The organism is Enhydrobacter sp. (assembly GCF_030246845.1).
In the GTDB taxonomy this organism is placed as follows: domain Bacteria; phylum Pseudomonadota; class Alphaproteobacteria; order Reyranellales; family Reyranellaceae; genus Reyranella.
This window is the reverse complement of record NZ_CP126889.1, coordinates 2,925,743-2,937,949: the sequence shown is the minus strand read 5'-3', so window position 1 is coordinate 2,937,949 and position 12,207 is coordinate 2,925,743. Positions and strand designations below refer to the sequence as shown.

Annotated in this window: 11 protein-coding genes; 4 read left to right on the top strand and 7 right to left on the bottom strand. The window is 68.3% G+C overall.

What is annotated here, in order from left to right:
- The first annotated feature begins 66 nt into the window (after nucleotides 1-66).
- The 4 genes from OJF58_RS14725 to OJF58_RS14710 are packed head-to-tail and all read left to right on the top strand — an operon-like array spanning nucleotide 67 to nucleotide 3,972.
- Nucleotides 67-1,479, top strand: coding sequence for a S41 family peptidase (locus OJF58_RS14725; RefSeq protein ID WP_300785276.1), 1,413 nt, complete (start codon nucleotides 67-69; stop codon nucleotides 1,477-1,479).
- An 18-nt stretch (nucleotides 1,480-1,497) separates the two neighbouring features.
- Nucleotides 1,498-2,622: a divergent polysaccharide deacetylase family protein gene (locus OJF58_RS14720; RefSeq protein WP_300778448.1), complete on the top strand. Its 1,125-nt coding sequence runs from the start codon at nucleotides 1,498-1,500 to the stop codon at nucleotides 2,620-2,622.
- The gene (locus tag OJF58_RS14715; RefSeq protein ID WP_300778447.1) at nucleotides 2,622-3,092 is read left to right on the top strand and encodes an RNA pyrophosphohydrolase; all 471 of its coding nucleotides are present in this window, start codon (nucleotides 2,622-2,624) and stop codon (nucleotides 3,090-3,092) included. Before OJF58_RS14720 ends, OJF58_RS14715 begins: the two co-directional genes overlap by 1 nt.
- Before the next feature lie 25 nt (nucleotides 3,093-3,117).
- Nucleotides 3,118-3,972 carry an LLM class F420-dependent oxidoreductase gene (locus OJF58_RS14710; protein ID WP_300778446.1) on the top strand — a complete coding sequence of 285 codons (855 nt, stop codon included), beginning with the start codon at nucleotides 3,118-3,120 and terminating at the stop codon, nucleotides 3,970-3,972.
- A 15-nt stretch (nucleotides 3,973-3,987) separates the two neighbouring features.
- On the opposite strand, the gene OJF58_RS14705 is transcribed toward OJF58_RS14710, so the two are convergent.
- The 7 genes from OJF58_RS14705 to OJF58_RS14675 all read right to left on the bottom strand — a co-directional run bounded on the left by OJF58_RS14705 (nucleotide 3,988) and on the right by OJF58_RS14675 (nucleotide 12,156).
- Nucleotides 3,988-4,806, bottom strand: coding sequence for a ferritin-like domain-containing protein (locus OJF58_RS14705; protein WP_300778445.1), 819 nt, complete (start codon nucleotides 4,804-4,806; stop codon nucleotides 3,988-3,990).
- Between the two features lie 113 nt (nucleotides 4,807-4,919).
- The gene (gene atpC, locus OJF58_RS14700) at nucleotides 4,920-5,333 is read right to left on the bottom strand and encodes an ATP synthase F1 subunit epsilon (RefSeq protein WP_300778444.1); all 414 of its coding nucleotides are present in this window, start codon (nucleotides 5,331-5,333) and stop codon (nucleotides 4,920-4,922) included.
- 4 nt (nucleotides 5,334-5,337) lie between these two features.
- A complete protein-coding gene (gene atpD, locus OJF58_RS14695; RefSeq protein WP_300778443.1) occupies nucleotides 5,338-6,762 on the bottom strand; it encodes a F0F1 ATP synthase subunit beta in 1,425 nt (474 codons plus the stop codon).
- A 36-nt stretch (nucleotides 6,763-6,798) separates the two neighbouring features.
- On the bottom strand, nucleotides 6,799-7,677 hold the full coding sequence (locus tag OJF58_RS14690; RefSeq protein ID WP_300778442.1) for a F0F1 ATP synthase subunit gamma: 879 nt from the start codon (nucleotides 7,675-7,677) through the stop codon (nucleotides 6,799-6,801).
- 21 nt (nucleotides 7,678-7,698) lie between these two features.
- Entirely contained in the window at nucleotides 7,699-9,225 is a 1,527-nt protein-coding gene (gene atpA / locus OJF58_RS14685; RefSeq protein ID WP_300778441.1) for a F0F1 ATP synthase subunit alpha, read from the bottom strand.
- Complete coding sequence (locus tag OJF58_RS14680) at nucleotides 9,225-9,788, bottom strand: F0F1 ATP synthase subunit delta (RefSeq protein ID WP_300778440.1); 564 nt, start codon at nucleotides 9,786-9,788, stop codon at nucleotides 9,225-9,227. Before OJF58_RS14680 ends, atpA begins: the two co-directional genes overlap by 1 nt.
- 184 nt (nucleotides 9,789-9,972) lie before the next feature.
- Nucleotides 9,973-12,156, bottom strand: coding sequence for a primosomal protein N' (locus OJF58_RS14675; protein ID WP_300778439.1), 2,184 nt, complete (start codon nucleotides 12,154-12,156; stop codon nucleotides 9,973-9,975).
- Nucleotides 12,157-12,207 lie beyond the last annotated feature (51 nt).

The window sequence follows — 12,207 nt, the reverse complement described above, 5'->3', positions numbered from 1 at the left end:
GTTGATCCCGTGTGCCCGACCGGCTGCCGGTGGGCGTCGTTTTGCAAAGGCTCCCCAATGACCCGCTTGCGCTTCGTCTCCATCGCCGCGACCCTGGCGTTCCTCACCGTGCCGGCCATCGTGCCCGCCTCGGCGCAGGACAAGCCCGGCACCAAGGGCCCGGGCAGCGACAAGAGCGAGCTCTATCAGCAGCTCAACCTGTTCGGCGACGTGCTCGAGCGCGTCCGTCGCGACTACGTCGAGCCGGTCGACGAGAAATCCCTGATCGAGAATGCCATCAACGGCATGCTGGCCTCGCTCGACCCCCACTCGAGCTACATGAACCCCAAGAGCTACAAGGACATGCAGGTCCAGACGCGGGGCGAGTTCGGCGGGCTCGGCATCGAGGTCACGATGGAGAACGGCGTCATCAAGGTGGTCTCGCCGATCGACGACACGCCCGCCTCCAAGGCGGGCCTGCAGTCGGGCGATCTGATCTTCGCGCTCGACGGTCAGCCGGTGCAGGGGCTGACGCTGCAGGAGGCCGTCGAGAAGATGCGCGGCAAGATCGGCTCCTCGATCAAGCTCTCGGTGAAGCGCGGCAGCAAGGAGCCGTTCGACGTCACGCTGACGCGCGAGAACATCAAGGTGAAGTCGACGCGCTGGCACCTCGAGGGCGGCGACGTCGGCTATATCCGCGTCACGTCCTTCACCGAGCAGAGCACCTCGGGCGTGCTGGATGCCGTGAACCACATCAAGAAGGAAGCCGGCAACAAGCTCAGGGGCTACGTCATCGATCTGCGCAACAATCCGGGCGGCCTGCTCGACCAGGCCATCTCGATGGTCGACGCCTTCCTCGACAAGGGCGAGATCGTCTCGGTCAAGGCGCGCAAGCCTGAGGATGTGCAGCGCTGGAACGCCAAGCCGGGCGACGTCGCCAAGGGCCTGCCGATCGTCGTGCTGGTGAACGGCGGCTCGGCCTCGGCCTCGGAGATCGTGGCCGGCGCGCTGCAGGACCACCACCGCGCGATCATCATGGGGACTCGCACCTTCGGCAAGGGCTCGGTCCAGACCATCATGCAGGTGACCGGCGGCGGCGCCATCCGCCTCACGACCGCGCTCTACTTCACGCCGTCGGGCCGCTCGATCCAGAAGGAGGGCATCAAGCCCGACATCGAGGTCCAGCAGTCGAAGGTCGAGACGATCGAGTCGCGTCCCGGCTTCCGCGAGGAGAACCTGCGGCGCTCGATCGCCAATCCGATCGACAAGCCGACGGAGAAGAAGCCGGCCGCGCCGGATGCCAATGCCAAGCCGGCCAAGCCGGGCGACAAACAGCAGTCCGGCCCGAACGCGGCACCGGGCGGCGCGCCGGCGCCCTCGTCGGAGTCGGGCGTCGATCCCAACGAACCGCCCAAGGAGGGCGTGCAGGACTATCAGTTGATGCGGGCCATCGACTTGATCCGCGGCATCTCGCTCTACGCGAGCAACCGCGCCAACTGACGCGGCGTCCGGCGTGACATGGCGGACGAGCCGGAGCGCGCCAAGGCGTTCGTCCGCTGGCGCCTCCCGAAGGGTCTGCCGAGCGGACCGGTTGCCGCCTATGGCCTGGTAATCGGGCTGACGGCCGCCTGCGCCGGGCTTGTCTATCTCCAGGTCGACAGGCCGCCGCCCCTGGTCGAGGAGGCCGCCGCTGCGGCGCCGACGCCAACCCAGGCGCGGCCGGCCGGCTCGCTGAAGCTTCCGTTCCGGCGCCCGCACGCTCTCGACTTCCGAAGGCTGACGCTCGCCGAGCGCGACGACATGGTGGAGGTGACGTCGGACGGCCTGCGCCTGCCCAAGATCTCGTTCGACGGCTGGATGCCCTGGATCGCCTACGCCCGCCGCTACGATCCCGCCGGTCCGGCGGCGCGGGTCGGCCTCCTGATGATCAATGTCGGCGCCGACGAGGCGCTCATGACACGGGTGATCGACGAGCTGCCCGGCGAGGTCAGCCTGGCCTTCCTGCCCGGAACGCCCGACCTGCCGCGCTGGATGAAGCGGGCCCATGCCCATAACCACGAGACTTATTTGATGATGCCGGTGGAGGATCCCGAGGGTCTCGGCGAGCGCGGCATCCGATCCATCTCTCCCAAGGCGGACGGCGCGGAGAATGTCGCGCGGCTGAGGGAGGCGATGGCCCGCGGCGAAGGCTATGTCGGCTTCGTCATGCCGACGCCGGGACCGGTGTCGCAGTCCGAGGCGATCGCGCGGCCGCTGGTGCAGGAGATCGCCGATCGCGGCCTCGGCCTGATCGAGATCAATCCGGGACCGACGCCCACCGCCATGTATCGCCTCGCGACCGACTTCGGCGTCGGCTATGCCCGCACCTCGACGGTGCTCGACTACAAGCTGGCGCGCGACGGCCTGGACGGCAATCTCGACCGGCTGGCCGAATGGACCAGCGAGGCCTGGCCCGGCCGCCCGCCGCGGCACGACTTCGGCGTGCTGCAGCCGGGCGATGCGGCAATCGACGCTATCGTGGCGTGGCACAAGCGGCTGGCCCATCAGAACGCCGTGTCGTTCGTGCCGATCATCGGCCATTTCGAGTGCCGCCCGGCCTGCATGGCGCGGCTGCGCGAACAACCCGACCAGCTTCGGCCGTGATGCGCGACGGCGTCCCCCCTTCCTACCGCCCCAATGTCGGGTTGATGCTGATCGGCCCCGACCGCCGCATCTTCGTCGGCGAGCGCGCCGGCATGCCCGGCGCCTGGCAGATGCCGCAGGGCGGCGTCGATCGCGGCGAGAGCCCGGTCGAGGCGGCCTGTCGCGAGCTTGCGGAGGAAGTCGGCACGACGCGGGCCCTGCTGCTGCGCGAGAGCCGGGATTGGCTCACCTACGACTTCCCGCCCGAGGTCGATGCCGGACGCTGGAAGGGGCGGTGGCGCGGCCAGGCGCAAAAATGGTTCGCGCTCGCCTTCACCGGCACCGACGCCGATATCGACATCCGCGCCCACGACCACGAGTTCGACGCCTGGCAGTGGGCCGATCCCGGCGCGCTGCTCGACTGGATCGTCCCCTTCAAGCGGCCGGTCTATGAAGCGGTGCTGAAGGAATTCGCCGACCTGATTTCCTAGCTGGTCCCTCGCACAGGAGTCATCGATGCTGCTGAATGCCCTCTTCCCGACGCGCGACATAGGCACCGACCCAGCGAGGATCCGCGATTGGGCGCAGGCTGCGGAGGATCTCGGCTATCACTGCATCGAGGTCGCCGATCATGTCTTCGGCGCGGCGGCGCGCGGTGACTGGAAGCCTCTCTACAGCGAGACCGATCCCTTCCACGAGACCTTCACGACGATGGCCTTTCTCGCCGCCGCGACCAGGACCATCAAGCTGTGCAGCGGGGTGCTCATCCTGCCGCAGCGCCAGACCGGCGTGGTCGCCAAGCAGGCGGCCGAGGTCGACATCCTGAGCGGCGGCCGGTTGCGATTGGGAATCGGCGTCGGCTGGAACCATGTCGAGTACGAGGCGCTCGGCGCCGACTGGAAGACACGCGGTGCGCGGCAAGCCGAGCAGATCGAGGTGATGCGACGCCTGTGGACCGAGGATCTGGTCACCTTCAACGGCCGGTTTCATACCCTGGTCGACGTCAATCTGCTTCCCGTCCCGGTTCAGCGCCCGATCCCGATCTGGTTCGGCGGATCGTCTGACTCCGTCGTCAAGCGGGCAGCCCGTCTCGGCGACGGCTGGATGCCGATCATGGCTCCCGACCAGCAGGCGGAGGCAAAGCTCGCGATGCTGCGCGAGCATCTGAAGGTGTTCGGGCGCGACCCCGCGGCCTTCGGGCTCGAGGGCTGGTTGCGCATGAACGACCCCGACCCGCAGCTCTGGGCGGCAGCGGCTCAAGGCTGGAAACGGCTCGGCGCCCAGATGGTGATGCTCTATCCGATGTACCGGATGCCGACGCTCGATCAGCAGATCGAGACCTTGCGGCGCTTCAAGGAAGTAGCGGCCTGAGCTGGTCCGCCAGCGTCAAGCGCCGTGGGCAGCGAGCTGGGTCGCGCGCCAGCGCAGGAACCAGAGGCCGGCGCGGGTCAGGAGGGCATTGAGACGTCCCTGCGGTGCAAGGCCCACCGCCTTCAGCACCATCGCCATTGCGCGCTGCACATGGGTCGGCCGATAGAGCGGATAGGCGCGCCGCGCATAGGCCTGCATGGAGCGCTTGCGATCATAGACCGCGTCGGCCGGCGCATTGGCGGCGAAATAGGCATAGGCGAGCTCGTCGTCCTCGCTCTCGGCCAGCCGCATCCAGCCAATGCGCAGGCGGCCCCATCGGCTCAGCCGGTCGCGCTCCAGGCAACGCCGGAGATGATCGTAGAAGAGCTTGTAGTGACGGAACTCGTCGGCCGCGATCTTGGCGCAAATCTGCTTCAGTACCGGCTCTTCGGTCGCGTCCCTGAGTGCGCTGTAATAGGAGCTGGTGCCGGTCTCGACGATGCAGCGCGCCATCATCTCGCCCGCCTGGCTGCCGCGCACCGAGGCCGTCGCCTCGAGCGGCAACCGGTAACCCTTGCGAAAACGCTCGAAGGCCGCCTCGAAGTCCCAGGCGGGATCGGCAAGCTGCGCCCAGCGGCCGAGCGCCAGGCCATGCTGGATCTCTTCCGTGGCCCACCGGTTCACATCCTCGACGAAGGGCGGGTCGCTGGCGAACACACGGCCGAGGTAGATGCCGTAATCGACGCCGTTGCGCTCGACCATGGCGGCGGCCTTGATGTTGCGCAGGATCTCCGGATCGACCTTCGCGGCATCGAAGCGATCCCAAGCGATCGAATCGAGTGTCCAGTTACCCATGGTTCAACGCCCTCGGCGACCGTCGTCCAACTGTAATAAAGCGGCCCGCCGTCCGGCTTTCAATGGCCGGACATGGGACAGTTTGACAGATTATTTCGCGTCGAGAACGAGATCTAGCGGTTGGCGTAGTAGGCCTGCGCCCGTCTCAGGTCTTTTGCAACTGCGAGATCCTTTTGCGCTGCGGCCTTTTCGGCATCGTTCGCCGCATCGACCAGATCGCGCTCGGCGGCGCGCTCGCGCTCGGCGAGCTGCTCGGCCGTGACCTCGGCGAACGGGATCGCCTCGTCGGCCAGCACCGTGCAGCGCTCGGGCGTCACCTCAGCGAACCCGCCCACCACGATGAAGCGCTGTTCGACCTTGTTGCCCTGCAGCACCTCGAGCACGCCGGGACGGACGGTCGAGATCAGCGGGGCATGACCGTGCAGGACGCCGAAGTCGCCTTCGCTGCCCGGCACCACGACCATGTCGGCCTCGGTGGCAAGCAGCTCGCGTTCGGGCATCACGAGCCGGAAGGAAATCTTGGCCATCGGCTCAGGCCGCCTCGGCGGCGAGCTTCTTGGCCTTGGCGACGGCTTCGTCGATCGTGCCGACCATGTAGAAGGCGGCTTCCGGCAGCTCGTCGTATTCGCCGGCCACGATGCCCTTGAACGCCTTGATCGTGTCCTCGAGCTTCACGAACACGCCCGGCGTGCCGGTGAAAACCTCGGCGACATGGAAGGGCTGGCTCAGGAAGCGCTGGATCTTGCGGGCGCGCGCCACGACCAGCTTGTCCTCCTCCGACAGCTCGTCCATGCCTAGGATGGCGATGATGTCCTGCAGCGACTTGTACTGCTGCAGCACGCGCTGGACCGAGCGGGCGACCTCGTAGTGCTCCTCGCCCACCACGCGCGGGTCGAGCATGCGCGAGGTCGAATCGAGCGGATCGACCGCCGGGAAGATCGCCTGCTCGGCGATCGAGCGGCTGAGCACCGTCGTGGCATCGAGGTGGGCGAACGAGGTCGCGGGCGCCGGATCGGTCAGGTCGTCGGCCGGCACGTAGATCGCCTGCACCGAGGTGATCGAGCCCTTCTTGGTCGAGGTGATGCGCTCCTGCAGGGCGCCCATGTCGGTCGCCAGCGTCGGCTGGTAGCCCACCGCCGAAGGAATGCGGCCGAGAAGCGCTGACACTTCGGAGCCCGCCTGGGTGAAGCGGAAGATATTGTCGACGAAGAACAGCACGTCCTGGCCCTCGGCATCGCGGAAATACTCCGCCACCGTCAGGCCGGACAGGCCGACGCGGGCGCGCGCGCCCGGCGGCTCGTTCATCTGGCCATAGACCAGCGCCACCTTGGAGCCGGGACCGTCGAGCTTGATGACGCCCGACTCGATCATCTCGTGATAGAGGTCGTTGCCCTCGCGGGTGCGCTCGCCGACGCCCGCGAACACCGACACGCCGCCGTGCGCCTTGGCGACGTTGTTGATCAGCTCCATGATCGTCACGGTCTTGCCCACGCCCGCGCCGCCGAACAGGCCGATCTTGCCGCCCTTGGCGTAGGGCGCGAGCAGGTCGATGACCTTGATGCCGGTCACCAGGATCTGCGCCTCGGTCGACTGCTCGACGAACTCGGGCGCGCCGCGATGGATCGGCAGCGTCTCCTTGGTCTTGACCGGGCCGCGCTCGTCGACCGGCTCGCCGATCACGTTCAGGATGCGGCCGAGCGTCTCGGGGCCGACCGGCATCGCGATCGGGCCGCCGGTGTCGACCGCCTTCTCGCCGCGCACGAGGCCGTCGGTCGTGTCCATCGCAATGGTGCGCACCTCGGACTCGCCCAGATGCTGCGCCACCTCGAGCACCAGCCTGCGGCCGCCCGAATCGACGTGCAGCGCGTTCAGGATGTTCGGCAGATCGGCGTCGAAGCGCACGTCGACGACCGCGCCCGTGATCTGGGTGATCGTGCCGATATTGTTGGTGGCCATGACGGTTCCCTTTCCTTCGATTGCGCGCGGCGCGGCCTACAGGGCCTCGGCGCCGGAGATGATTTCGATGAGTTCCTTGGTGATCGACGCCTGGCGCGTGCGGTTCATCTGCAGCGTGAGCTTCCTGATGACGTCGCCGGCGTTGCGCGAGGCATTGTCCATCGCCGTCATCTGCGAGCCGTAGAAGCTCGCGGCGTTCTCCAGCAGCACGCGGAAGATCTGGACGGTGAGGTTGCGCGGCAGCAGATCGGCCAGGATGTCGGCCTCGTCGGGCTCGAACTCGTAGACCGCTCCCCCGGCCGTGGCGGGAGCGCCGCCGGCCTCGGGTGGCGGCGGCGGGATGAGCTGCTGCACGGTGACCGTCTGGGTCATCGCCGACTTGAAGCGGTTGAAGATCACCGTCGCGACATCGAACTCGTTGGCGTCGAACAGCTCGGTGAGCCGCGTCGCCACCTTCTGCGCATCGGCGAAGGAAAGCCGGGGGCGTCCGAGATCGGTGATCGTGTCGATGATCATCGAACCGAAGTCGCGACGAAGCTGGTCGCGGCCCTTGCGGCCGACGCACAGGATCTTGACGGTCTTGCCCTCGTTCACCAGCGCGCGGACGAACCGGCGCGCCTCGCGCACGATCGAGCTGTTGAAGGCGCCGCACAGACCGCGGTCGGCGGTCGCCACGATCACGAGCTGCACCTGGTCCGAGCCGGTGCCGGCGAGCAGCCTGGGACCGGTGCCCTTGAAGCTTTGCCCCAGCGCGGCCAGCACCTTGTCCATCGCCTCGGCGTAGGGGCGGGCGGCCATCGCCTGCTCCTGGGCGCGCCGCAGCTTGGCCGCCGCGACCATCTTCATGGCCTTCGTGATCTTCTGCGTCGACTGGACGCTTCGGATGCGAAGGCGGAACGTCTTCAGACTGGGCATCGGAGCTCGGCGATCCTTTCCTCAGGCGAACTTCTTGGTGAAGTCGGTCAGGAACGCCTTCAGCTTGTCGTCGGTCTCCTTCACGATCTCGCGCCTGTCGCGGATCGAGGCCAGGATCGAGCCCTCGGCGCGCAACGCATCGAGCATCTGCCGCTCGTAGTCGCCGACGCGGCCGACCGGCAGGCCGTCGAGGAAGCCGCGCGTGCCGGAATAGATCGAGGCCACCTGCTCCTCGACCGGCATCGGACTGTACTGGCCCTGCTTCAGGAGCTCGGTGAGCCGCTGGCCGCGCGCCAGCAGGCGCTGGGTCGAGGCGTCGAGGTCGGAGGCGAACTGGGCGAAGGCCGCCATCTCGCGGTACTGCGCGAGCTCGAGCTTGATGGTGCCGGCGACCTGCTTCATCGCCTTGATCTGCGCCGCCGAGCCGACGCGGCTCACCGACAGGCCGACGTTAATCGCCGGGCGGATGCCCTGATAGAAGAGCTCGGTCTCGAGGAAGATCTGCCCGTCGGTGATCGAGATCACGTTGGTCGGAATGTAGGCCGAGACATCGCCGGCCTGCGTCTCGATGACCGGCAGCGCCGTCAGCGAGCCCGAGCCGTTCTTCTCGTTGAGCTTGGCCGCGCGCTCGAGCAGCCGCGAGTGAAGGTAGAAGACGTCGCCCGGATAGGCTTCGCGACCCGGCGGGCGGCGCAGCAGCAGCGACATCTGGCGGTAGGCGACCGCCTGCTTGGAAAGGTCGTCGTACACGATCACGGCGTGCATGCCGTTGTCGCGGAAATACTCGCCCATGGCGCAGCCGGCGTAGGGCGCCAGGAACTGCATCGGCGCCGGGTCGGACGCGGTCGCCGCGACGACGATGGAATACTCCATCGCGCCGTTGTCCTCGAGCGTCTTCACGATCTGCGCCACGGTCGAGCGCTTCTGGCCGACGGCGACATAGACGCAATAGAGCTTGCGGCTTTCGTCGGTGCCCTTGTTGATCGGCTTCTGGTTGATGAAGGTGTCGATGGCGACGGCGGTCTTGCCGGTCTGGCGGTCGCCGATGATCAGCTCGCGCTGGCCGCGCCCGATCGGCACCAGCGAGTCGATGGCCTTGAGGCCGGTCTGCATCGGCTCGTTGACCGACTTGCGCGGAATGATGCCCGGCGCCTTCAGCTCGACGAGGCGGCGCTCCGCGGCCTGGATCGGCCCCTTGCCGTCGATCGGGTTGCCGAGACCGTCGACCACGCGGCCGAGCAGGCCCTTGCCGACCGGCACGTCGACGATCGCGCCCGTGCGCTTGACGGTGTCGCCTTCCCTGATGGTGCGGTCGTCGCCGAAGATGACGACGCCGACATTGTCCCTTTCGAGATTCAGCGCCATGCCCTTGATGCCGCCGGGAAACTCGACCATCTCGCCGGCCTTGACGCTGTCGAGGCCGTAGACGCGCGCGATGCCGTCGCCGACCGACAGGACCTGACCGACCTCGGCGACTTCGGCCTCGGTCCCGAAGTTGGCGATCTGCTGCTTCAGAATGGCCGAGATCTCGGCCGCGCGGATATCCATTAGGCAACTCCCTTCATGACAAGCTGCAGGCGCTGCAGCTTGCTGCGGATAGACGAATCGAACAGGCGCGAGCCGACCTTCACGACGAGGCCGCCGAGAATGTCGGGGTTGACATGCGCATCGATGGAGACCCTGGCGCCGCCCAGGACGCCACGCAGCGTGTCGGTGAGCTGCCGGAGCTGGGCGTCGGAGAGCGGCACGGCCGTCGTGACCGTGGCCGTGGTCTCGCCGCGGCGGCGCGCCAGCTCGGCGAGGAAGGCGGCCGCCATCGCCGGCAGCTCGCGGGCACGGCCGTTGGCGGCCACGGTGCCGACGAAATTGCGCGTAAGGCCCGCGATGCCCGCGGCATCGAGCACGGCCAGCAGCGCCTTGCCCTGCACCTCGCGGCCGATGACGGGGCTCGCGATCAGGCGCGCGAGGTCGGCACTTTCATCGAGGAGCCGGCGGAAGCTGGCGAGATCCTGCGCGACCTGGTCGAGCGCACGGGCATTGTCTGCGAGCTCGAACAGCGCGCTGGCATAGCGTCCGGCAACACCCGATGTGGCGGAGTTAGCGTCTGACACGTCGAAAGCCTCTCCCTGTGCCGTTGCCGGCCGGTAAGCCCTTGAAAACCCAAGTTCTTTTCCGGAAGAACGCCCCTCATCGCGTGCCGCCCCGGGCCGGAAAAGCGCGCGTTGCTACCATGCGCCCTTCCCCGGCGCAAGATTGCTAAGAGCCCGTATTACCTGCCTTTTCCGCATCCCCTTGTCACAGGAAAGAGTAGGGATCGACGTCGATTTGCAGTCGGACGGAACCCGGCAGGCCGATCTCGGAAAGCCAGGCGCGCAGCAACGGTTGCACCGCAACATCGCGGCCGGTCTTGAGCAGGAAGCGGCGGCGGTGACGGCCGCGCAACAGGGCGAGCGGCGCGACCGAGGGGCCGAGCACCGAGACCCCGGCCCGGTGCGGCGCGCGGCGCGCGATGGCGGCGCAGACATTGTCGACGACCGATGCATCGGGTCCCGATACAATCAGCGAGGCCAGCCGGCCATAAGGCGGCATGCCGGCCGCCGCCCGGTCGGCCAGCTCGGCGGCGACGAAGCGGTCGCGATCGTTCGCGACCAGGGCCTGCATCACCGGATGCTCCGGCATATGGGTCTGCACCAGCGCGCGGCCCGGCCGGTCCTGGCGGCCCGCCCGGCCGGCCACCTGATAGAGGAGCTGGAAGGTCCGTTCGGCGGCCCGCAGATCGCCGCCGTTCAATCCCAGATCGGCGTCGACCACGACGACGAGCGTGAGATTGGGAAAATGGTGCCCCTTCGCCGCCATCTGTGTGCCGATCAGGATGTCGATCTCGCCCGCGATCATGCGTTCGACGGCGGCTGTCGCCTCGTGACGATTGATCAGGGTATCCGACGTGAAGAGCTCGAGCCGCGCGTCGGCAAAGAGCGCATGCGCCTCCTCGGCGATGCGCTCGACGCCCGGCCCGCAGGCGACGAACTGGTCGACCGCGCCGCAATGCTTGCATGCCGCGCTCGGCGGCTCGTTGTAGCCGCAGTGATGGCAGACCAGCGTGCGGCGAAAGCGGTGCTCGACCAGCCATGCCGAGCAATGCGGACATTCGAGGCCGTGCCCGCACGCGCGGCACAGGGTGATTGGCGCATAGCCACGTCGGTTCAGGAACAGCAGAACCTGCTCGCCGGCCTCGCGCGTCTGCCTCATCGCCTCGACGACCGGCGGCGACAGCCAGCGACCGCGTGCGGGCGGGGTCTTGCGCAAATCGACTGCCGACAGGCTCGCGAGCTGCTGTCCGCCGTGCCGCGCCGGCAGGTGCAGCGCCTCGTAACGGCCAGCCGTCACGTTGGCGATGCTTTCCAGCGACGGCGTCGCCGAGGCGAGCACGACCGGCGCCGAGACCAGCCGGGCGCGCACCACCGCCATGTCGCGCGCATTGTAGGTGACGCCTTCCTCCTGCTTGAACGAGCCGTCGTGCTCCTCGTCGACGACGATCAGCCCCAGCTTCGCGAACGGCAGGAACAGGGCCGAGCGGGCCCCCACCACCACCTTCACGCGCCCGTCGGCGATGCCGCGCCAGGTCTCGCGCCGTTCCAGGCTGGTGAGATCGGAGTGCCACGAGGCAGGCGCGGCACCGAAGCGATCCTCGAAGCGCCTGAGCCATTGTGCGGTGAGCGCGATCTCGGGCAGCAGCACCAGCACCTGGCGGCCTGCGCCCAGCGCCGCGGCGATCGCCTCGAAATAGACCTCGGTCTTGCCGGCGCCGGGCACGCCGTCGAGCAGCGTCGCCGAGAAACGATGCGCCTTCACCCTGGCGATCAGGGCCTCGGCGGCACGCCTTTGCGCGTCGGAGAGCGCCGGCCCGTCGCGGCGGCCGTCGGGCTGCGGGAAGGCGCGCCGCATCTCGCGCGCCACGCCCTCGAGCAGGCCGGCCGCGGCCATGGTCTTCACCACCGAGGTTCCGACTCCGGCGAGATGCGCGAGCTCGGCCGCCGGCATGGCCGGGCCGTCCTTCAACGCCTCCAGCACGCGCCGCCGGGCAGCCGTCAGCTTCGGCTCGCCTTCGAGGGCCGTCGGCGCCAGGCGATAGATCGTCTCCTTGCGCGCCGCCTCGAGCGCCGACAGCGAGCTCATGGTCATGCGCAGCACGGCCCCGGGCGGCGCGAGTGTGTAGGCCGCGACCCATTCGACGAAGCGCCGCAACGCGTCGGTCATCGGCAGCGCCGGAAGGATGTCGGCCACGTGGCGCAGCTTCTCGCGCGGCACGTCGCCCGTGCCCTCGCCCCACACGACGCCGATCGTCTCGCGCTTGCCCAGCGGCACGATGACGAAGGCGCCCGCCGCAACCTCGAGGCCCTCCGGCACGCTGTAGTCATAGGCATCGGCAAGGGGGAGCGGCAGAAGGACACGCACTGTCCGGAGGTTGCCGTTTTCCACCGATCCCGGGCGCGCCTCCTCCACCTGCGCGGCTTGTGGCTGCGCGGGCGA